Raw genomic sequence first — 21,752 nt, forward strand, 5'->3', positions numbered from 1 at the left:
ATACCACGACAGCTCGATTACATATTATTAGGGTTAACAAAGCTTTGCGCCGCGGGCGGCGACTTTGCCGGCCCCGAATCTCACAGGCTGCGGGTGGCCTCCAGCACATCTTCGGCATGGCCCTTCACCCGAACCTTGCGCCAGATTCTTGCGATCCGTCCGTCGCGACCGATCAGAAAGGTCGCACGCTCGACACCCATGTACTTGCGGCCATACATCGATTTCTCAACCCACAGATGGTAGGCGTCGATGGCCTTGCGCTCTTCGTCCGCAGCGAGGTTGATGGTGAGATCATATTTCGATTTGAACTTGTCGTGCTTCCTGACGTTGTCGGGAGACAGGCCGATCACCACGGCGCCAGCCCGTTCGAATTCCGGTTTCAGTCGCGAAAAATCGATAGCTTCCTGGGTGCAGCTCGTTGTGTCGTCCTGGGGGTAGAAATAAAGCACTATGGGTTTGCCGGCGAACGCGGCAAGGCTCAGCAATCCGCCACCGTCCCGAGGAAGCTCGAACTGCGGCGCAAGGTCGCCCACGACGAGGTCAGTCATACCGATGCCCTTGTTTGAGGTTACGCGCGAAGTAACACCGATATAGTGTGGGACGGGCGCGGATTCGTCCACGACCGAGTTTGTACAACGGAAAATTGCGTGGATCAGGAGCAACCGCCGCACGAAAAGATCCGGTTCAGGCGTGACGAGATCACCGACCTGGGGAGTTTTCCGTCCGCGTGTCGTGTGCCTCCGCTCGGTCAGGCGTCGATCGGACGCGGGTTCCGCATCCTGGCAAGGCTGTTCGCAGGGTTCGCCAGCGTCGTCCTGTTGGCGGCGATGACCGTCTATCTGATCGGCGTGTCCGGCATTGGGTCGGAGCGGCTCAGGGCGGAAGCGGAAGCAGCGATCGAGAAATTCGCCGGCGTCGACGTCGATGTTTCGGTGGGTCCGGCGCGAATCACGCTCGACGGATCCAGCTTCGTTGCCTTGCAGGTCAGCGACGTCAGCCTGAAAACATCCGATGGCAAGCCGATGGTCGACGCGGGCCGCGTGCGCTTCGGTGTGCGCCTGATCCCGCTGCTGTGGGGCGACGTGCGCCTGACAAGCGCGAGGGTATCCGACGCGCGTATCGTCGTGGCTGCGATGCCGTCCGGCGGTGACTGGACCGCCACCTTGCGCAATCGCGACGGCCTTGTCGACCCCGATAAACTGACCGAAGCCGTGTTCGCAAGCATCCACCATGTGCTTGATGCCGTGCGTGAAGATTCGATGCGCCGGATCGATCTACGCAATGTCGAGTTCGCGCTGCCCGACACCGCGACGATCAAACTGGTCAAGATCGCCGATGCCACGGTCGCGCAGTCGGGGTCGGGCGGTATGACCTTGTCTTCCCGAGTGGATATCGACGGCAGGACGCTCGCCATTGCCGCTTCCGCGACCCGGGATGTCGCGGCACACCGTGTCACGGCTTTCGATGCGAGCGTCGATCTGGCGGATGCCGCCGACGCCAGGGATGTCGCAGGCAAGTTGGGCGCGGTTTCGCTGAAGCTTGCGGGATCGGAAGGGTCCGATACCACAGCGTCGCGGCTCACAGTCGCCCTGTCGTCGACGGGATCGGTGCTCGATCTCCAAACGCGCGGGCTGCTGCCGGCCGATGTCGATCTCAATGCGGCGCTGGTCGCCGGCAGCAACAAGATCGAGATCGACAAGCTGCTGTTGAAGACCGGGCGGTCAACATTCGATTTTGCTGGTTCGATCGGGCCAAGGCCGGCGAGCGGGGCGGCGGACGAGGAGCCGTCCTACCGGTATGACCTGACCACCGACGGGTCGTCGTTGGCGCCGTCGGACTCGCCGGAACCGGCGCTGCGTTTTCTCGCCCGGATAGCGGGTACATACGGCACGGTGAGCCACAAGCTGGAAGCCGAACAGATCGCGATCCGCTCCGGTGCCAGCGGAGAGGTGCTCGGCACAGCCGCTGTCAAGTTCGTCGAGGGCCAGGCGCCAGGGATCACCGTCGCCTTCAACGTCCATGACATGCCGGTGTCGCACATCAAGCAGCTCTGGCCCTGGTTTTCGGCCCGTAGCGCGCGGGTCTGGGTGCTCAACAATCTGTTTGGCGGCCGCGTCGTCGACGCCAATATTCAATTCCAGGTCGTGCCGGGCCGCCTCGGCAATGGCGTCCCGATCGCCGGCAATGAGGTCTTCGGCCGCTTCCAGGTCGAAGGGTCGCGTTTCGACACAGCCGGCCGCATTCCCCCGATACGCGACGCTGTCGGGGTCGTCGGATTCCACGGCAACGATGTCGACATATCGCTGTCGTCCGGCACGGTCTTCATGCCCAGCGGCCGCACCGTGGCGGCCAGCAATGGAACCCTGACGATCAAGGCGGCCAACCATCCGCCCGTCATCGGCGCTCTCGATATCGATGTTGACGGCGAAGCGCCGGCAATTGCCGAACTCGCTTCCTATGAGCCGATCAATGCCATGCGCCATGTCGGCTTCCTGCCGGAGGACGTGTCCGGCAGCGTCACGGGCCACGTGAGAGCCGAGATCCCATTGCAATCGGGCATCGACACCTCGAAGCTAGATTGGCTGGTGTCGCTCGACTACAGCGGTCTGTCATTGGCCAAGCCGTTCGAGGGCCAGACCGTCACCGACGCCGACGGCTCGATCACCGTTGATCCTGAAAAGGCAGTGATCTCCGCCAAGGCGGCGCTCAATGGTATTCCGGCGGAACTCGACCTGATCGAACCGCTGAAGGATTCCGGCCCGGCACGCAGCCGCAAGGTGGCTCTTGTGCTCGACGACAAGATCCGGGCCGCTGCGATGCCCGGCTTGACGCCGCTGCTTGCAGGGACCGTGAAAGTCGCGATCGACAAGAGCGGCAGCGGCGACCAGAACGTGTCCGCCGACCTGACCAATGCCAGGCTCGACCTTCCGTGGGCGGGCTGGAGCAAGGGCGCAGGGGTGCCCGCCACCGCCACCTTTGTCATGACCAGGTCCGGCGACGCTACCACCCTGTCCGATTTCGAACTGGACGGTAAGACGTTCTCCGTCGACGGCAACATCGTGCTGGTCAACGGCGCCTTGTCGTCGGCCCGGTTCAGCAAGGTGACCTTGAACAGGGGCGACGATGTCGCCGTCTCCGTGAAGCGATCGGGCAAGGGCTATGCGGTCGACGTATCTGGCAGCGCGCTGGACGCGCGTTCTCTCATCAAGCAGTTCACCTCTGATGTCGACACCGCGACCAAGACAACCGGCTCAAACTCAATTTCCGTCAGCGCCGATATCGCTCGACTGAACGGATTCCATGACGAGCAATTGTCCAATCTGAAGCTCGACTATAGCGCGACCGGCTCCAGGGTAAACGGGCTGAGGGTCAGCGCCACGGCCAGTTCGGGCGCGGCGATAACCATCAGCAACACGACAGGGGGAGGCCAGCGTTCGCTGAACGTGCAGTCCGCCGACGCCGGCGCCATACTGCGCTTTCTCAACGTCTATGAACATATGGAAGGCGGCTCGATCACCTTGGCGCTGTCGGGTTCGAGCGAGGGGCCGATGACCGGCAAGGTGGATACGACGAACTTCTTCGTCGTCAACGAACCGAAACTCGCCTCCATCGTGTCGACGACACCGGCCGGCGACAACCGCAGCCTCAACCAGGCGGTCAAGGGCAACCTCGACACCTCGCGCGTGAAGTTCGAACGGGGCTATGCCGAGATCAACAAGGGCAGCGGGTATCTGAGGTTGGCCAATGGGGTGCTGCGCGGTCCCCGCATCGGCACAACCTTCCAGGGCACGCTCTATGACCAGAACAACAACATGGACATGACCGGCACGTTCATGCCGGTCTATGGCCTCAACCGCATCTTCGGGGAACTGCCGCTGGTAGGCGTGCTTCTCGGCAATGGCCGGGACCGTGGCCTGATCGGCGTCACCTATCGGCTCAAGGGAAACGCCAACAAGCCGCTTCTCGACATCAATCCGCTATCGGTTATTGCGCCCGGAATATTCAGGTCGATCTTCGAGTTTCGGTGAGCGGCCTCAGACCGGCCGCACCAGAATGTGCTTTTTCCTGCCGAGCGACAGTTTCACGACGTTTTCCGGACCGAGATCAGCAAACGTCACCACGCGACGATCATCGGACACGGGCTGGTCGTTCAAGCGCACGGCGCCGCCCTGGACATGCCTCCGTGCCTCGCCGTTGGAGCCCGCGAGCCCGGCGGCGACGAACAGCGACAGGATACCGATGCCGGCTTCCAGATCGGATCTGGAGATTTCCACGGTTGGCAGCGTTTCAGCGGTGACACCCTCCTCGAATGTCTTGCGCGCGGTCTCGCTGGCCTTTTCCGCCGTTTCCCGGCCGTGCAGCATGGCGGTGATCTCCGTTGCCAGGACCTTCTTGGCGTCGTTGATCTCGGAACCGGCGAGGGCCCCCAGGCGCGCGACCTCGTCGAGGGGCAGCGTGGTGTAGAGTTTGAGGAAGCGGCCGACATCGGCGTCCTCGGTGTTGCGCCAATACTGCCAGAATTCGTAGGGGCTCAGCATCTCCGCGTCGAGCCAGACCGCGCCGGAGGCGGACTTGCCCATCTTGGCGCCCGAAGAGGTGGTGAGCAGCGGCGTGGTCAGCGCGTAAAGCTGCGCATTTTCCATGCGGTGGCCGAGATCGATGCCGTTGACGATGTTGCCCCATTGGTCGGAGCCGCCCATCTGCAGGCGACAGCCCAGGCGCTTGTAAAGCTCGACGAAGTCATAGGCTTGCAGGATCATGTAGTTGAATTCCAGGAACGACAGCGATTGCTCACGGTCGAGCCTGAGCTTGACAGAATCGAACGCAAGCATGCGGTTGACCGAAAAGTGCCGACCGACGTCGCGCAGGAAGTTGACGTAGTTGATCCCCATCAGCCAGTCGGCATTGTTGACCATGACCGCGTCGTTCGGGCCGCTACCGAATTTCAGATAGGGCATGAAGTTGCGGCGGATTCCTGCAAGGTTCTCTTCAATGTCCTGCGGGGTCAGCATCTTGCGCGCCTCGTCCTTGAAGGACGGGTCGCCGATCATCGAGGTGCCGCCGCCCATTAGCGCGATCGGCCGATGGCCGGTCTGCTGCAGCCAGTGCAGCATCATGATCTGGATCAGCGAGCCGGCATGCAGGCTTCTGGCCGTCGCGTCGAAGCCGATATAGGCCGTCACCGTTTCCCTGGCGAAGAGAGCGTCGAGGCCGGCATCATCCGAAGTCTGGTGGATGAAACCACGCTCGCTCATGGTGCGCAGGAAATCAGATTTGAAGGCAGGCATCTTGTTCTTTCCCGGAAGCGTCCGGCCGGTTTGGCGGGCATATGTGAACGCGCGCGTTTAGCATCCAAGCGCGATCAGCAAAAGTGGAATCCGGTCTTGCGTCCGATCGCACTTCAACCGGCAAGTCGCGATCAGCAAAAGTGGAATTCGGTTTTGCGCCTATCGCATGCCGCAGCGGCTATCGGCCATGCTTGCTTCATCGTTTAGGCTGGCGTAATGAGGCGCCGCGCCAACGGGTTCTTGCAGCCTTCGATCCGCTGGAACGGCACCGCACGGCACTCAGATGCCTTATCCTGTGACAGAGCCCGACGCGACATATGCCGGACGCATTGATATCCATCGTCATTCCTTGCCGCAACGAAGCGGCGAACCTGCCGCTGCTGATCGACGAGATCGAGGCGGCCATGGCCGGCCGCGACTTTGAACTGATCATCGTCAATGACGGCTCGACGGACGAGACCACCGCCGTGCTTGCCGAACAGGCGGCGCGTCGGCCGTTTCCGGTGCGGGAACTGCGCCACCTTAAATCGGCGGGTCAAAGCCTTTCGGTGCGCTCGGGCGCCTGGGCGGCGCGCGGCCGCATCGTCGCCACAATCGATGGCGATGGCCAGAACGATCCACAATACATTCCGGTGCTGATCGACGCGCTTGTGGAGGCAGGCCCTGATTTCGGCGCCGCCCAAGGGCAACGCCTCAAGCGCCGGGACAGCAAGGTCAAGCAATTGGCGTCCCGTTTCGCCAACTGGCTGCGAGGGGCCATTCTCCACGACGAGACACGCGATACCGGCTGCGGCCTTAAGGCGATCCACACGGATATACTGCGCAAGCTGCCCTTCTTCGACGGCACCCATCGCTTCGTACCGGCGCTGGTCATCCAGGAAGGGTATCGCGTCGTGCATTGCGACGTCGTCGACCGTTCCCGCCGGCACGGCAAGTCGAATTACGGCATCTTCGATCGCGGCCTGCAGGGCGCGCTCGATCTTGGCGGGGTCTGGTGGCTGCGCCGCCGCCGCCGCAGAATGCCAAAGGTAGAGGAAATCAGGCATGGGTAACGTGGCTCAGGAACTGATGACCTGGCTCCACCAGGTTTTCATCAAGCAGTTCGACGCCTGGATCCTGCTCGGCTTCATTGCCCAGTTCTTCTTCACCATGCGCTTCGTCGTACAGTGGGTCGCCTCGGAAAAGGCCAAGCGTAGCGTCGTCCCGGTCGCGTTCTGGTTTTTTTCCCTGTTCGGCGGCGGACTACTCCTGGTTTACGCCATCCAGCGCCAGGATCCGGTTTTCATAGCCGGCCAGGCCATGGGCATGTTCATCTACATCAGGAATCTCTGGCTGATCGCCAACGAGCGCAAGGCCGCGGCGATGACCAAGGTCGATTGAGCGCCTTGGTCCGCAGGAAAAACACAGTCGAAGAGGCCACGGCATGGCACTGAACAGGAACTACGTCCTTCTTTTCCTGTTCAGCCTGGTGATGACGGCATCGGGCCTTGCGTCCTTGCCCCCCATCGACCGCGACGAGCCACGCTTCGTCCAGGCCACCAAGCAGATGGTCGAGAGCGGCGACTATGTGGACATCCGCTTTCAGGACGCCTCCCGCTATCAGAAGCCGATCGGCATTTACTGGCTGCAATCGGCGGCCGTGACGCTGAGCGGTGAGGGCGCCGACGCACCGATCTGGATCTACCGAACGGTTTCCGCACTTGGCATTGCCATTGCGGTCCTGGCAATTGCCTGGACAGGGACCAATCTTTTCGGCGCCAGTGCCGGCATCGCCGCCGGCCTCGTCATGGCCGCGATCTTCGCCACGGCTTTCGAGGGCCGCGATGCCAAGACCGATGCGATGCTGCTGGCCTGCTGCGTGGCGGCGCAGGGCGCGCTGGCGCAGATCTACATGGCGTCGCGCCGCGACCAACCGGCCGCCGGCCATCTCTGGTGGATCTTCTGGATAGCCCAAGGTGCAGCGATCTTGATCAAGGGGCCGATCGGGCCGCTGCTGTCGGCGCTTACCATCGCGACTCTGTTTGCGTTCGAACGTGACGGGCGCTGGCTGTCGCGGCTCAAGGTCGGACGCGGCCTGGCGCTGGTCGTGCTGATCGCGCTGCCCTGGCTTGCCCTCATCACCTGGAAGAGCCATGGCGCGTTCCTGCAGCAAGCCGTCGGCAAGGATATGCTCGGCAAGGTCGCGTCGGGCGAGGAATCGCACGGTCAGCCGCCCGGCTTCTACATGCTGACCTATTCGCTGTTCATGTGGCCCTTCGGCCTGATCGCGGTCGGCGCGGGCCTCCAGGCGCTCAACCGCATGCGCGACGATGTCAGGCTGCGCTTCTGCCTCGCCTGGTACATTCCGTTCTGGCTGGTGTTCGAGCTGATCCCCACCAAATTGCCGCACTATGTCCTGCCTGCCTATCCCGGCATGGCGCTTTTGATCGGCTGGCTGCTGACACTGCAGCCGCAGGATGCCGGCGCCCCGCTGAAGCGCTGGCAGCAATGGTTGTGGTGGTCGACCGCGTTCGGGTTGGTGGTTGTCAGCCTCGGTCTGGCAGTGGTCTGCGTCGCCGCGCCGATCTACCTCACGCACACCTTCTCCTGGTGGAGCATCCCTGCTGCCGCGGCCGCGCTCGGCGCGGGCTACCTTGCCTTTTCGCGGCAACTGCAAGTCCCGTTGCCTCGCATCGGCGCTACCGCTGCCTGTGCGGGCATCACCTACGCCTTGCTTTTCGGCGTGATAGCACCGTCCTTGAAGCCGATCTGGCTGAGCCCGGCGATCAAGCAGGCGGTGCTTGCCAACAAGCCTTGCGACACGACGGTGCTGGCCTCATCGCAATATCATGAACCGAGCCTCGTATTCCTGGTCGGCACGAAAACGGTGCTGACCAGTATCGGCGGCGTGGCGGAACATCTGCTTGCCGATCCGGCCTGCGCCTTGGGGCTGGCGCCGATCGGAGACGAGCAGAAACTGAACGGCATGCTCTCGGTACGAGGCAGATCGGCGGCCCGCATCGCAGAAGTCGACGGTCTCAACTTTTCGTCGGGAGACAAACTGTCGCTCGGGCTCTATCGTCTTGCTCCATGACGGCTCGTCTATGACAGGGTCGAGGGCCCCCATGCTGGTGAAGTCACGCCCTTCCATTGCAGACCGGCTCCTTGGTACAGGACGCCGATCCGTGGACAATCTTCACGATACGATGCGGATCATCCGGGGGCGCTTTGCCGCTCGCCCGGCCATCTATCAGAATATAGCGTGGCCAATATGGGGGCTGGCCTGGATCTTGCTGATATCGGCCGCCTTCGTGAGTCTCGACAGGCCGGTGGGCATGGTTCACGGCCAGTGGTCGGGAGCTGGCCTTGCGGAATTCCTGACCCAGTTCGGTCTCGGCGGCTGGTACCTGATCCCGTCAGCGCTTTTGCTCGTCGCGGCCAATCTGATCGACTGGAGAAGCCTTTCCCGGCGATCGCTGATACTTGTCTACAATTGGACCTGCCTGGCTTTCCTGATGCTGTGCTCAGTCGGCCTGTCGGGCGTGCTGGTCAACCTCCTGAAATATGCGATCGGCCGGGCCCGGCCGCTCTACTTCAACGACTTTGGCGTCCTGGCCTTCCATCCCTTTGCCTTCGATGCGCGCTTCGCCGGCTTTCCGTCCGGGCATGCCACGACGATGGGCGCTGTGTTCGGCGTGCTCCTGCTTCTCTTTCCGCGGCGCTGGTACGTTGCCTTGGCAGTCACCGCGTGCGTCGCGTCGACCCGCATCTTTGTGGGTGCGCACTATCCGAGCGACACCGTTGCCGGCTTCGGCCTCGGCTGCGCTTTCGCGCTGGCCTGCGGAGTGGTCTTTGCGCGGCTTGGCTTTATTTTTCGCCCGGCACGACCTGGCCTGCCCGTTCGCAAAGCGTCCTTCCGGCTCGTTTTTCCAAGAAATGGTCGCCGCTAGCTAATTGCCGTCGAGGCCGCCATAGGACCTGACCAGGCTGGCCATGTCGGAGGATGCAGCCGTCTCGCTTTCGAGCCCTCGTGCGACGCCCGCTCGATCGGCAACCGGCCGGTTCTGGCTAACCTTCCATTTGCCGTGAATTGCGCTGATCTCGATTTCCAGCCCAACGATGCCCTTGATCTGCGATTGAACAAAAGGCGTCGGCGCGTCGGTCACCGCCCATGGGGCGGCACGAACGCCTTCTTGTGACGCCGTCAGATCGGCGATCTGCCGCGCCAACCATTCAGGATCGTCCATCACTTTGACGGTGCCGCGCACCTGCACGATTGCATAGTTCCAGGTCGGCACTACCTTGCCGGTTTCGCGCTTGGTCTCATACCAGGACGGCGTCACATAGGCGTCACTGCCCTGGAAGACGATCAGCACCGGCGATGCCGGATTGGCCGCCAAAACCTGCCATTGCTGGTTGGCCTTTGCCAGATGAGCGCGCAGCCTGCCGTTCGGGGGCACGTCGGCGTCCAGGAGGAACGGGATCGGGTTGGCGACCGGACCCTCCGCTCCATTGCAGATCAGCAACCCGAGTGGATGCGCACGGATCAGGCCATGCAGGACTTCCGTGCGCGTTTCCCTGAAATGGGGAGGCTCGTACATCGCGCCCTCGCCCTTGCCGCTATCTCAGACGCTTCGGACGCGGATCGGACAATTCGCCGGCAAGGCGGCGGTCGAGGTAGTCGGAGCATTCCTCGATCAGAAGGTCAGCGTCATTGGCGAAGAAATGGTTGGCTCCGGGCAGGGTCTTCTGTGTGATGGTGATGCCCTTTTGCGTGTGCAGCTTGTCGACCAGGCCCTGCACGTCCTTCGGCGGCGCCACCTTGTCGGCATCGCCGTGGATGATCAGGCCCGAGGACGGGCAGGGCGCCAGGAACGAGAAATCATAGGTGTTGGGCTGCGGCGCGATCGAGATGAAGCCTTCAATCTCCGGCCGGCGCATCAGCAGCTGCATGCCGATCCACGATCCGAACGAATAGCCGGCAACCCAGCAGCTCTTGGAATCCGGATGCAGGGACTGCACCCAGTCGAGCGCCGCCGCCGCGTCGGACAACTCGCCCGTACCGTGGTCGAACTCGCCCTGGCTGCGGCCGATGCCGCGGAAGTTGAAGCGCAGCGTGGTGAAATCCCGCTTCTGGAACATGTAAAAGAGGTCGTAGACGATCTTGTTGTTCATCGTGCCGCCAAATTGCGGATGCGGGTGCAGAACGATGGCAATCGGCGCGCTCTTTTCCCGGGAGGGCTGGTAACGTCCCTCAAGGCGACCGGCCGGACCGGTGAAAATGACCTCAGGCATGAAATACTCCACTTGATATACGAATGCGCGGCGCCCGGAACGAGTCTTCCTCTGGCCTTGACGCAGGGCGAGCGTCTTCTTAGAAGCTAGTTTAGAATTGTTCAAAACTGAGTGGCCAGACAATGAGCCTGTCAACCCGCGCCGCAAGCCGGGTAAATAGGACGGCTCGCCTTGGAATTTCAAGGAAATAACGCCATACCTCAGCGGAATGGCTGCTGACAGGACCGAACGGACGGAAATGGCCGGAATGCGCGCCTATCTCGACTACAATGCCAGTGCTCCGCTGCTTGCAGCGGCGCGCGAGGCGATGGTCGGCGCGCTGGACGTGGCCGCCAATCCATCGTCGGTTCATGCAGAAGGGCGCGCCGCAAGACGCCTGATCGAAACCGCAAGGCGCGATGTGGCCGCACTCGTCAACGCCAAGGCCGAGCATGTCGTGTTCACCTCCGGCGCAACGGAGGCTGCCTCGACGCTGCTCTCCCCCGATTGGCGGATGGGCCGCGGCGATGTGCGCATGGGCCGGCTTTACGTGTCCGAGGCCGATCATCCCTGCCTCCTGAATGGGGGCCATTTTCAGCCGCCGCAGGTGACGCGGATCGGCGTCAATGCCAATGGTACAGCCGACCTCGACGCCCTGGCGGCGGCGCTCGGAAAGCATGACAAGGCCGAAGGCTTGGCGCTGGTGGCGATCCATGCCGCCAACAATGAGACCGGTGTCCTTCAGCCGATCGACAGGATTGCCTCGATCGTCAAGGCGGCGGGCGGCATTCTCGTCGTCGACGCGGTCCAGGCAGTAGGCCGAATTTCGATTGATATGTCAGCAGGTTATGCCGACTACCTGATTCTTTCTTCACACAAGATCGGCGGCCCCAAGGGCGTGGGCGCCATCGTGGCGGCCTCGGATCTGATGATGCCGAAACCGCTGGTCAATGGCGGCGGCCAGGAAAAGGGCCATCGCGGCGGCACGGAAAACCTCGCTGCCATTGCGGGCTTCGGCGCCGCGGCGCGCGAAGCATTGGCTGGATTGGACACGATTGGCGCGATCCGCCATCGCCGCGACGAGATCGAGGCGATCGTGAAAGCGCTGGCATCCGACGCCGAAATTTTTGCAGCCGGCGCGCCAAGGCTTGCCAACACGACATTCTTCGCTATTCCCGGCATCAAGGCGGAAACTGCGCAGATCGCTTTCGATCTGGCCGGGGTGGCGCTATCGGCCGGCTCCGCCTGTTCGTCGGGCAAGGTGGGGCCGAGCCACGTGCTGAAGGCCATGGGTTATGGCGACCGCCTGGGCGCGTTGCGTGTATCGATCGGCGCGGCAACTGGCGGCGGGGACATCGATTTGTTTCGCACCGCGTTGGCTGGGATAGCCTCCCGCAGAGCCGAGCGGGAAAAGGCCGCCTAGCGGTCGAACAATTTGGGCCTTTAGGCCTGGTAGAGCCGTGCGTTTCATGTTGGCCGGGTGAATTTCCGGCTGAAGCGCACTATATGGAACTTACGCTGCCGCGAATGCCCAGAGCGTTCATCGGCGGTGCCATAGTTTGAAAACTGTCGGGCCTTGAACCCGGCGTGGATGGAGAACGCTGATGCCTGCTGTGCAGGACACGATCGATCAGGTCCGAAAGATCGACGTCGACCAGTATAAATATGGATTCCAGACCGAAATCGCGATGGACAAGGCCCCCAAGGGCCTGAGCGAAGACATCATCCGTTTCATTTCGGCCAAGAAGGATGAGCCGTCCTGGATGTTGGAATGGCGTCTGGAAGCCTATCGGCGCTGGCTGACGCTTGACGAGCCGACCTGGGCGCGCGTCCATTATCCGAAGATCGATTTCCAGGACATCTACTTCTACGCGGCGCCCAAGAGCACGCCGGGCCCGACCTCGCTCGGTGAGGTCGATCCGGAACTCCTGAAGGTTTACGAGAAGCTCGGCATTCCGCTGCGTGAACAGGAAATCCTTGCCGGCGTGCAGAAGACCGACGCCTCGGAACTCGAGGAAGCAAGCGACAATGTCTATAAATCGGGCCGCGTCGCTGTCGACGCCGTGTTCGATTCCGTCTCGGTCGTCACCACCTTCAAGAAGGAGCTGGCACAGGCCGGCGTCATCTTCTGCTCGATCTCGGAGGCCATCCGCGAGCATCCCGAACTGGTAAAGAAATATCTCGGTTCGGTCGTGCCGACGTCGGACAACTACTACGCCACGCTCAATTCGGCTGTGTTCACAGACGGCTCCTTTGTCTTCGTGCCCAAGGGCGTACGCTGCCCGATGGAGCTGTCGACCTATTTCCGCATGAACGAGAAGAACACCGGCCAGTTCGAGCGCACGCTGATCATCGCCGAGGAGGGGGCTTACGTCTCCTATCTCGAAGGCTGCACGGCGCCCCAGCGCGACGAGAACCAGCTTCATGCCGCGGTCGTCGAACTGGTGGCGCTCGACGACGCCGAGATCAAATATTCGACGGTGCAGAACTGGTACCCAGGCGACGCCGAGGGCAAGGGCGGCATCTACAATTTCGTCACCAAGCGCGGCGACTGCCGCGGCCACCGCTCGAAGATCTCCTGGACGCAGGTCGAGACCGGGTCGGCGATCACCTGGAAGTACCCGAGCTGCATCCTGCGCGGCGACGAGTCCCAGGGCGAGTTCTATTCGATCGCCGTCTCGAACGGCTACCAGCAAGTCGACTCCGGCACCAAGATGATCCATCTCGGCAAGAACACGTCGAGCCGCATCATCTCCAAGGGCATCGCCGCGGGCTTCTCGCAGAACACCTATCGCGGCCAGGTGTCGGCGCATCGCAAGGCGACCAACGCCCGCAACTTCACCAACTGTGACTCGCTTTTGATCGGCGACCAGTGCGGCGCGCATACGGTGCCCTACATGGAAGCCAAGAACTCGACGGCGCAGTTCGAGCACGAGGCGACGACGTCGAAGATTTCCGAGGACCAGAAATTCTACGTCATGCAGCGCGGCATCCCCGAGGAAGAGGCGATCGCGCTGATCGTCAACGGCTTCGTCAAGGACGTCATCCAGCAGCTGCCGATGGAATTTGCCGTCGAGGCGCAGAAGCTGATCGGCATCTCGCTGGAAGGCAGCGTCGGATGAGCATCTTCGGCCGCAGATCGACGGCGCCGCAAAGCTTGGAAGAGGCTCAGCAGGACGCTGAATCTCCGATGGCGTCGTGGTTTTCGTCTCTGGCCGGAAGACCTGCCTCGGATTTCGGAGGCCGGGAGCGGATTTTTATAGAGATCTGGCGTCAATTCTGCGCTTTCCGGTCAGGCATGGACGCGTCCGAGCTAAGCTATTTTCACAGCACCTCATGGTGGGGGGAATGGTGGGAATGGCCCGACTACGTGAGCGACACATTGGGTAGTTTGCCTGGCGTGGCTGCCAAATCTGGCACGTGGCGGGAAGATGGATTTGACGTGGATAGGTTGCACCTGGTCAGCAACTATCTTCCTGCGAAGGGAACATGCCTTACCTGGTACCATAAATTGAAGTCGCTAGGTTTCGACTATGATCACGGACAAGCCTCGGAGCGGTTTGGCGGTGATTACACCGGCAAATTCAGGATGACGTTCTTCTACTTTGTCGGCGATTCAATCTTTCTAAATGGCCGTAGGCTTCCTACCCAAGTCGATCCCGTAGAGGCGAGCAAATCGGCGGACGTAAAGGTTCGTCTAAGCTATGTGGGCGAAGTGATCGATTTGGCCGTGGGGTCCGGTGAATGGATCCACTTGGACAATCAGGGGAAGTTCGCCCTCACCCCCTGGCGCCTTAACTAGAGAAAAGAAAAATGCTTGAAATCAGAAACCTCCACGCCCGCATCGTCGATGACGGCACCGAAATCATCCGCGGCCTGAATCTCACGGTGAAAGCCGGCGAGGTCGCCGCGATCATGGGCCCGAACGGCTCGGGCAAGTCGACCCTGTCCTACATCCTCGCCGGCCGCGAGGACTATGAGGTCACCGAGGGCGACATCCTCTACAATGGCCAGTCTATCCTTGAGATGGATCCGGCCGAGCGCGCCACGTCGGGCATTTTCCTGGCCTTCCAGTATCCGATGGAGATACCAGGCGTGGCGACCATGGAATTCCTGAAAGTGGCGATGAACGAGCAGCGCAAGGCGCGCGGCGAGGAGCCGCTGAAGATCCCGGAATTCCTGAAGCGGGTGAAAGAGGCCGCCGCCTCGCTCAGCATGGATATGAACATGCTGAAGCGGCCCCTCAATGTCGGCTTTTCCGGCGGCGAGAAGAAGCGCGCGGAAATCCTGCAAATGAAGCTCCTGGAGCCGAAGCTCTGCGTGCTCGACGAGACCGATTCCGGCCTCGACATCGACGCGCTGAAGATCGTCTCCGACGGAGTTAACGCGTTGCGCGCGCCCGATCGCGCGTTCCTGGTCATCACCCATTACCAGCGCCTGCTCGAACACATCGTGCCCGATAGCGTGCACGTGCTCTACAAGGGCCAAGTCATCAAATCCGGCGACAAGTCGCTGGCGCTCGAGCTCGAGTCCAACGGCTATGCCGGCGTTATCGGGCAAGCCGCGTGAGATGCCAGAAGGCAAGGTCAGACTGATGAACATCCATACACAACCCCTGCGGACAACGGCCGAGACGGCGTTGATCGATGCATTCGGTGACCGGCTGTCGCTGCTGCCGGGCGACGGCGCGGTGATGCTGAAGCGCGACGATGCCATAGAGTCGATCAAGCACGGCCTGCCGACGCGGCGCGTCGAATCCTGGCACTACACCGATTTGCGCCGGCTGTTGAACGCGATCCCGGACTTCGATCCGGCCGCGGCCGCGAATGCCATCGCGCCCATCGTCGAGGGGGCCGCCGTGTTTGCCGTGCAGAACGGCGTCTCGAGCATGAAGGTGCCGACTGTTGAAGGCATCACGGTCCAGCGCCTGACGGACAAGCTGATCGACGGCAGCATCGCACCCGGCCTCGACCCCTATGGCAGCGATGATGCCATCGGCGCCCTGAACACTGCCTTTGTCGCCGACGGGTATTTTGTGGATATCGCCGACGGGACCCAGCTGGAGAGGCCGATCGAACTGCAGAACCTGCAGGCCGGCGGCCAGACCCATGTGCGCCTGCCGGTGCGTGTCGGCGCCGGCGCCAGGGCGACCATTGTCGAGCGCCAGACGGGTGGCGGGGCGGCCCTGGTCAGCTCGGTCAGCCAGCTCGTGGTCGGCGAAGGCGCCGACGTGACGTGGCTGATCGTCCAGGAGCAGCCGGAAACGGCGACACATCTCGCCCAGTTCAAGGCCCATATCGGCAAGAACGCCAAACTGACGCTGTTCGTCATGAACGCCGGCGGCAAGCTCGTGCGCCAGGAGGTCATCGTCAAGACGATAGGCGAAGGCGCCGATTTCAAGCTGCGCGGCATCAATCTTCTGGCAGGCGACACCCACACGGACGTAACCATGGTGCTCGACCACGCCGTCCCGCACACGACCTCGACGGAGATCGTCCGCAACGTGGTGACGGGCAAAGCGCGCGGCGTCTTCCAGGGCCGCATCAACGTCCACCAATACGCGCAGAAGACCAACGCCAAGATGGCGTGCAACACGCTGCTCCTGTCGGATGATGGCGAGTTCTCGACCAAGCCCGAGCTCGAGATCTTCGCCGACGACGTCGTTTGCGGGCACGGCGCGACCGTCACAGAGATCGACCACAACCACCTCTTCTACCTGATGGCACGCGGCGTCGACGAGAAAAGCGCCCGTGGCCTGCTGGTCAAGGCGTTCGTCGCCGAGGTCATCGAGGAACTGGACAATGAGGCGATCGTCGAGGCGCTGGAAGCGAAGCTCGATGAATGGTTCGTGGCGCATGGGTGAGGAGCGTCGGCGTAGCCGGCAAAATGCCAACGATTTGGCTTTTTGAGCGACGAGCGCCCGGAGCCATAGCGAAGGGCCGGCGGACGCTAAAAACCGGGCATTGAAAGACAGGAAATGGACCAGAAACTCGAAACCACCCCCTACGACGTCGAGGCGATCCGCCGCGACTTCCCGATCCTGTCGCGGGAAGTCTATGGCAAGAAGCTGGTCTATCTCGACAATGGCGCCTCGGCGCAGAAGCCGCAGCTGGTGCTTGATGCAATCCAGCACGCTTACAGCCAGGAATATGCAAACGTTCATCGCGGCTTGCACTTCCTGTCCAATGCGGCGACGGACGCCTATGAGAATGCGCGGAAGTCAGTGCAGCGTTTCCTCAACGCGCCGAGCACCGACAACATCGTCTTCACGTCGAACACGACCTCGGCGATCAACACCGTCGCCTATGGCTACGGCATGCCCAATATCGGCGAGGGCGATGAGATTGTCCTGTCGATCATGGAGCACCATTCCAACATCGTGCCCTGGCATTTCATCCGCGAGCGGCAGGGCGCCAAGCTGGTCTGGGTGCCGGTCGATGATTTCGGGGTGTTCCACATCGAGGAATTCGAGAAGCGGCTGACCGACCGCACCAAGCTCGTCGCCATCACCCATATGTCGAACGCGCTGGGGACGGTGACGCCGATCAAGGAGATCGTTCGCATCGCGCATGCGCGCGGCATTCCAGTGCTGGTCGACGGCAGCCAGAGCGCCGTGCATATGCCGATCGACGTGCAGGATCTCGACTGCGATTTCTTCGTCTTCACCGGCCACAAGGTCTACGGCCCTTCGGGCATTGGCGTGCTCTACGGCAAGAAGGACATTTTGGCTGGCATGCGGCCCTTCATGGGCGGTGGCGAGATGATCGAGGAGGTGACGGAAGACATCGTCACCTACAATGATCCGCCGCACCGTTTCGAAGCCGGCACGCCGCCGATCGTGCAGGCCATAGGGCTCGGCGCGGCGCTCGATTACATGGAAAGCATCGGCCGCGAGCGCATTGCCGCGCATGAGGAAGACCTCAAGACTTACGCGCACGAACGGCTGCGCGCCATCAATTCGCTGCGCATCTTCGGCGATGCGCCCGGCAAGGGCGCCATCGTCTCCTTCGAACTGCAGGGCATTCATGCGCATGACGTATCGATGGTGATAGACAGGCAAGGTGTTGCAGTGCGCGCGGGAACCCATTGCGCCCAACCGCTGTTGAAACGCTTTGGCGTAACCTCCACATGCAGGGCTTCGTTCGGTATGTACAATACCAGGGCCGAAGTCGATGCCTTGGCCGAAGCGCTCGAAAAGGCGCGCAAATTTTTTGGGTGACCGACCATGGATGATGTGAGCAGCGCCGCGCAGACCGCTTCGGAAACACAGCCCAACGCGCTGGTTTCAGGGTCGGCCATACCAGCCGACGAACTGGCCCGACTTACCGATGACATCGTCTCGGCGTTGAAGACGGTCTACGATCCGGAAATCCCCGCCGACATCTACGAGCTCGGTCTGATCTACAAGATCGACATCGAGGATGACCGCTCGGTCAAGATCGACATGACGCTGACCGCGCCGGGCTGCCCCGTGGCCGGCGAAATGCCGGGCTGGGTCGAGAATGCCGTAGGCGCCGTCGAAGGCGTGTCCGGCGTCGAGGTCAATATGACCTTCGACCCGCCCTGGTCGGCCGACCGCATGTCGGAAGAGGCGCAGGTGGCGGTGGGCTGGTATTAGCGCCCATGCTCCTACACTTGCACCAAGCATAAAACTTCACCATTTTAGGTGAGGAATCATTCGGCAGGCCTTGAACCTGCATGGAATGGAAGGAAAACGAATGGGACGCTTTGCCGTCATCACGATGACCGATAAGGCCGCCGATCGGGTGCGCGAGATTGTGGCGACGCGGGAAAACGCGCACGGCATCCGCCTTGGCATCAAGAAGGGTGGCTGCGCGGGTATGGAATATACGGTCGATCTGGTGACCGAACCCAACACCAAGGACGATCATATCGAGCGCGATGGCGCGCATGTCTATGTCGCGCCGGAAGCAGCGCTTTTCCTGTTCGGCACCGAGATGGATTTCGAGCAGACGACGCTGCGCACCGGCTTCACCTTCCACAATCCCAACCAGAGTTCGGCCTGCGGCTGCGGCGAGTCGGTCGAATTGAAGCCGGCCGATCTAAAGGCATTGGCAGAGGCGCGCGCTTCGGCCTGAGGTCCAGCCTCAGTCCACCCACATTCCGGTCCGCTTGTGCCAGTCGGCGATCGATTCCTCTGGATAGACGTCGAAAGCCTGGTCCCCCTTGCCGATATTGGGCTCGACCCAGTTCGCCTTGTATTTCAGCATGAGATGAACCTTGCTCGGGGGCGCAGGCAGGTCGCTGTCGATCACCGAGGCGAAGGGATGCACCAGTTCCGGCCAGGTTGGATCGTAGAGCCAGAGCGCCGATCCGCATTTGCGGCAGAAATTTCTTTCGCCAGTCGAGATCTCGCATTGAGGATGCTGCTCGTCCTCGATCTTGGCCCGATAGACGCCGAGGCTTCCCTTGCCCCTGATGTTGAGCGTCTCATTGTTGGCCCCAAGATTGATGGCGAAGCCGCCGCCGCCCTGCTGCTTGCGGCAAATGGAGCAATAGCACAGCATGAAGGGCGAGGGCGTGTGGCTCTCGACCTCGAAGCGGACGGCATTGCAGCGGCAGGAACCCTTGAGCAGAATCGGCATGGCGAATAACTCCGGCGGTTTTCATCAACCCGTCAGCATGTCTTTGGTTGCGGCGATGACAAACCAGTGCGGCGATGACATCATCGCGACATGGACAATGAACGCATCACCGAACTGTTCGAGGGTCTAGGCCCCGTCAGCATCCGAAAACTGTTCGGCGGCAAGGGCATCTATTTTGACGGCGTCATCGTCGCCATCGTGCTGCGCGGCGAATTGCTGCTCAAGGCCGACGAGCACAGCGCGCCGGACTTCGAGGCCGCCGGCTGCCGCCAGTGGACCTATACCGGCACGCGTCACGGCAAGCTGGTGGCCATGCCCTATTGGAGCATCCCGGACGATGCATTCGATGATCCCGAAGAGATGACGGTGTGGGCGCGGCGTGCTTATGGGGCAGGGCGGCGGGCGGGGAAGTGACGCGACGCATATTCGGAATGTCGGTGGACAGCACCCCCTCTGACCTGCCGGCCATCTCCCCCGCAAGGAGGGAGATGGCAGCTTGGCCGCCGGCACTCACATTCAACGTTGGTGATTGGCGAAAGCCGATGTGACATCTGATCTCCCCCCTTGCGGGGGAGATGTCCGGTAGGACAGAGGGGGGTGCTGTCCCGCCGAGGTTGGCTGTCTTACAGCGCCTTGGCGATCTTCGCGGCCAGCCGCGCATTGTTTTCGACCAGGGCGATGTTGGTTTTAAGGCTCCTGCCACCGGTCAGTTCGAGGATCTTCGACAGCAGGAATGGCGTCACCGCCTTGCCGGTCACGTTGAGCGCCTCGGCTGCTCTCTGCGCGGCTTCGATATAGCCAGCCATTTCTTCGGCCGGGATTTCGTGGCCCTCCGGCACGGGATTGGCGATCAGCATACCGCCACTTAGACCCAGCGCAGCCCGCGTCCGGTAGAAATGCGCGATCTCTTCCGCACTGTTCAGGGTCAGTGGCGCGCGGAATGGGGAATGCCGGGACCAGAAGGCCGGCATTGTCTCGGAGCCATGGCCGATCACGGGCACGCCGCGAGTCTCCAGAACCTCCAGCGTCTTTTCGATGTCGAGGATGGCCTTGGCACCGGCCGATACGACGATGACCGGCGTGCGCGCCAGTTCGTCGAGATCGGCAGAGATGTCGAAGCTTTTTTCAGCGCCCTTGTGCACGCCGCCGATGCCGCCGGTGGCGAAAACTCTGATTCCGACCATATGTGCCGCGATCATCGTGGCTGCGACCGTGGTGCCGCCGGTGCGCCCCTGCGCCACGGCGAAGCCGAGGTCGGCGCGAGACAGCTTCATGGCATCGCCGGTCATGGCAAGCGATTCCCGCTCGCCGTCGGACAGACCGATCTTGATGCGGCCGCCAATAATGGCGATCGTCGCCGGCACCGCGCCGCCATCGGTGATGATCTTCTCGACATCGGCGGCCATGGCGCCATTGTCGGGGTAGGGCATGCCGTGAGTGATGATCGTGCTTTCCAGCGCGACAACCGGCCGCCCCGCCGCCAGGGCCTGTGCCACCGGCGCGTGGATATCGATGAAGGGCTGTGCGGTTTCCGGGGTCATCCTGCTCTCCAGCCTCGAGCGCCGCACTTCATGCGGATGCGGCCGTGCTCGGGTTCCATGAATGTGCCGGTCTCATGCCATTTCCCGAGCGTCCGACACAAGAGCCAGCGCGTCGGCGAAGCTCGCCGGGGTGAAATCGGGCACGGCTGTGGCGCTTTCAATGGCCATTGTCGCCGCCGCTATGCCTTCGCGGAGCGCTCCGCGCAGCGAGATCCCGCGCAGCAACGCCGCCACCGTGGTTCCAGCCAACGCATCGCCGGCCCCGGTGACATCGACCACCTTCCTTGGAACTGGCGGCATGATGGAAAAAATGCCGTTCGGGTCGAATCCCAGCACGCCGCCGCCGCCGGCCGTAACCACGGCGCTGCCGAGGCCCGCGCGTTTCAAGCCGGCGAGAATATCGCGCTCCGAAGCGGCATCATCCAGGCCCGCCAGGACCAGACCCTCGCGTCGATTCATGAAGGCGACGGCCAGGCTGCGGAGAACCGGCTTGAGGCGCACGATCTTGGCCGGCGAAATCGCAATGGCGAAGACGGGCTTGCCGGCTGCAAGCAAGGCCAGCCGTTCCAACGCCGCCGACGGCAGATTGGCGTCGCACAAGATGGCATCGACGCCGGCGACTGCCTCCCTGACCTTGGAGCGGCGTATCTGCTTGGGGAACGCCAGGTCGTAGAGCGCCATGTCGGCAAAGCCGACGATCAGTTCGCCGTCACGGTCGATCAACGCCGTGTAGCTGGGCGTGGTCCGGTCGAGGAAAACCGCCGACAGGTCGGCGATGCCGGCGTCAGCAATTGCCCGCGACACAGTTTCGGCAGCCGCGTCGCCGCCGCGCACCGAGAGCAGCGACCCCGCCACGCCGCGACGGACCGCGCTGCGCAGAGCGTTGAACACCCCGCCGCCGACATCCTCGCGCATGGTGCCGGGGTTCGAGGCAGCAGCCACGTAGGCGCCGGACACCTGGCCACGCCGGTCAATATGGGCACCGCCGACGGCGAGCAATTTGGGGGACTTCACCATGCGGGCGATATGAGCTTTGTTAGTCCCGCCGCACAAGCTCTAGACTG

21 protein-coding genes are annotated in these 21,752 nt (G+C 62.3%); 14 read left to right on the plus strand and 7 right to left on the minus strand.

Annotated elements, in window-relative coordinates:
* Window positions 1–80: 80 nt before the first annotated feature.
* On the minus strand, window positions 81–548 hold the full coding sequence (locus tag LB513_RS13590; RefSeq protein ID WP_224664028.1) for a peroxiredoxin: 468 nt from the start codon (window positions 546–548) through the stop codon (window positions 81–83).
* Between the two features lie 99 nt (window positions 549–647).
* On the opposite strand from LB513_RS13590, the gene LB513_RS13595 reads away from it, so the two are divergent.
* Window positions 648–4,028: a DUF3971 domain-containing protein gene (locus LB513_RS13595; RefSeq protein WP_224664029.1), complete on the plus strand. Its 3,381-nt coding sequence runs from the start codon at window positions 648–650 to the stop codon at window positions 4,026–4,028.
* A gap of 6 nt (window positions 4,029–4,034) precedes the next feature.
* On the opposite strand, the gene tyrS is transcribed toward LB513_RS13595, so the two are convergent.
* Window positions 4,035–5,288, minus strand: coding sequence for a tyrosine--tRNA ligase (tyrS, locus tag LB513_RS13600; RefSeq protein WP_224664030.1), 1,254 nt, complete (start codon window positions 5,286–5,288; stop codon window positions 4,035–4,037).
* 317 nt (window positions 5,289–5,605) lie between these two features.
* On the opposite strand from tyrS, the gene LB513_RS13605 reads away from it, so the two are divergent.
* The 4 genes from LB513_RS13605 (at window position 5,606) to LB513_RS13620 (ending at window position 9,217) form a co-directional block, all read left to right on the plus strand.
* Window positions 5,606–6,340, plus strand: a complete 735-nt coding sequence (locus LB513_RS13605; RefSeq protein WP_224664031.1) for a glycosyltransferase family 2 protein — start codon at window positions 5,606–5,608, stop codon at window positions 6,338–6,340.
* On the plus strand, window positions 6,333–6,668 hold the full coding sequence (locus tag LB513_RS13610) for a lipid-A-disaccharide synthase N-terminal domain-containing protein (protein ID WP_224664032.1): 336 nt from the start codon (window positions 6,333–6,335) through the stop codon (window positions 6,666–6,668). Before LB513_RS13605 ends, LB513_RS13610 begins: the two co-directional genes overlap by 8 nt.
* Window positions 6,669–6,711: 43 nt before the next feature.
* A complete protein-coding gene (locus tag LB513_RS13615; protein ID WP_224664033.1) occupies window positions 6,712–8,361 on the plus strand; it encodes an ArnT family glycosyltransferase in 1,650 nt (549 codons plus the stop codon).
* Window positions 8,362–8,452: 91 nt separating this feature from the next.
* Window positions 8,453–9,217: a phosphatase PAP2 family protein gene (locus LB513_RS13620; protein WP_224664034.1), complete on the plus strand. Its 765-nt coding sequence runs from the start codon at window positions 8,453–8,455 to the stop codon at window positions 9,215–9,217.
* Here LB513_RS13620 and LB513_RS13625 read toward each other — a convergent pair whose 3' ends face one another.
* Window positions 9,218–9,868, minus strand: coding sequence for an FMN-binding negative transcriptional regulator (locus tag LB513_RS13625; protein WP_224664035.1), 651 nt, complete (start codon window positions 9,866–9,868; stop codon window positions 9,218–9,220).
* A gap of 19 nt (window positions 9,869–9,887) precedes the next feature.
* The gene (locus LB513_RS13630) at window positions 9,888–10,562 is read right to left on the minus strand and encodes an alpha/beta hydrolase (RefSeq protein WP_015318172.1); all 675 of its coding nucleotides are present in this window, start codon (window positions 10,560–10,562) and stop codon (window positions 9,888–9,890) included.
* Between the two features lie 238 nt (window positions 10,563–10,800).
* Here LB513_RS13630 and LB513_RS13635 point away from each other — a divergent pair, with 238 nt between their 5' ends.
* The 8 genes from LB513_RS13635 (at window position 10,801) to sufA (ending at window position 18,640) form a co-directional block, all read left to right on the plus strand.
* Window positions 10,801–11,964: a cysteine desulfurase family protein gene (locus LB513_RS13635; RefSeq protein ID WP_224664036.1), complete on the plus strand. Its 1,164-nt coding sequence runs from the start codon at window positions 10,801–10,803 to the stop codon at window positions 11,962–11,964.
* A gap of 181 nt (window positions 11,965–12,145) precedes the next feature.
* Window positions 12,146–13,663: a Fe-S cluster assembly protein SufB gene (gene sufB / locus LB513_RS13640; protein WP_224664037.1), complete on the plus strand. Its 1,518-nt coding sequence runs from the start codon at window positions 12,146–12,148 to the stop codon at window positions 13,661–13,663.
* On the plus strand, window positions 13,660–14,343 hold the full coding sequence (locus tag LB513_RS13645; protein WP_224664038.1) for a hypothetical protein: 684 nt from the start codon (window positions 13,660–13,662) through the stop codon (window positions 14,341–14,343). The genes sufB and LB513_RS13645 overlap by 4 nt, the downstream gene beginning before the upstream one ends.
* A gap of 11 nt (window positions 14,344–14,354) precedes the next feature.
* Window positions 14,355–15,110: a Fe-S cluster assembly ATPase SufC gene (gene sufC, locus LB513_RS13650; RefSeq protein ID WP_224664039.1), complete on the plus strand. Its 756-nt coding sequence runs from the start codon at window positions 14,355–14,357 to the stop codon at window positions 15,108–15,110.
* 25 nt (window positions 15,111–15,135) lie between these two features.
* The gene (gene sufD / locus LB513_RS13655; RefSeq protein ID WP_224664040.1) at window positions 15,136–16,404 is read left to right on the plus strand and encodes a Fe-S cluster assembly protein SufD; all 1,269 of its coding nucleotides are present in this window, start codon (window positions 15,136–15,138) and stop codon (window positions 16,402–16,404) included.
* A gap of 114 nt (window positions 16,405–16,518) precedes the next feature.
* Complete coding sequence (locus tag LB513_RS13660) at window positions 16,519–17,760, plus strand: cysteine desulfurase (RefSeq protein WP_224664041.1); 1,242 nt, start codon at window positions 16,519–16,521, stop codon at window positions 17,758–17,760.
* A gap of 6 nt (window positions 17,761–17,766) precedes the next feature.
* Window positions 17,767–18,159 (plus strand): SUF system Fe-S cluster assembly protein, encoded by a 393-nt coding sequence (locus tag LB513_RS13665; RefSeq protein WP_224664042.1) that lies wholly within the window; start codon window positions 17,767–17,769, stop codon window positions 18,157–18,159.
* Window positions 18,160–18,259: 100 nt separating this feature from the next.
* A complete protein-coding gene (gene sufA, locus LB513_RS13670; protein ID WP_140874124.1) occupies window positions 18,260–18,640 on the plus strand; it encodes a Fe-S cluster assembly scaffold SufA in 381 nt (126 codons plus the stop codon).
* A gap of 9 nt (window positions 18,641–18,649) precedes the next feature.
* On the opposite strand, the gene LB513_RS13675 is transcribed toward sufA, so the two are convergent.
* The gene (locus LB513_RS13675) at window positions 18,650–19,147 is read right to left on the minus strand and encodes a GFA family protein (protein ID WP_224664043.1); all 498 of its coding nucleotides are present in this window, start codon (window positions 19,145–19,147) and stop codon (window positions 18,650–18,652) included.
* A 90-nt stretch (window positions 19,148–19,237) separates the two neighbouring features.
* On the opposite strand from LB513_RS13675, the gene LB513_RS13680 reads away from it, so the two are divergent.
* Complete coding sequence (locus LB513_RS13680; RefSeq protein WP_224664044.1) at window positions 19,238–19,561, plus strand: TfoX/Sxy family protein; 324 nt, start codon at window positions 19,238–19,240, stop codon at window positions 19,559–19,561.
* 209 nt (window positions 19,562–19,770) lie between these two features.
* Here the strand turns inward: LB513_RS13680 and LB513_RS13685 are convergent, their stop codons facing one another.
* Window positions 19,771–20,688 carry a pseudouridine-5'-phosphate glycosidase gene (locus LB513_RS13685; RefSeq protein ID WP_224664045.1) on the minus strand — a complete coding sequence of 306 codons (918 nt, stop codon included), beginning with the start codon at window positions 20,686–20,688 and terminating at the stop codon, window positions 19,771–19,773.
* Between the two features lie 72 nt (window positions 20,689–20,760).
* Complete coding sequence (locus LB513_RS13690) at window positions 20,761–21,705, minus strand: carbohydrate kinase family protein (RefSeq protein WP_224664046.1); 945 nt, start codon at window positions 21,703–21,705, stop codon at window positions 20,761–20,763.
* Between the last annotated feature and the right edge of the window lie 47 nt (window positions 21,706–21,752).

Source organism: Mesorhizobium sp. ES1-1 (assembly GCF_020164785.1).
GTDB lineage: Bacteria > Pseudomonadota > Alphaproteobacteria > Rhizobiales > Rhizobiaceae > Mesorhizobium.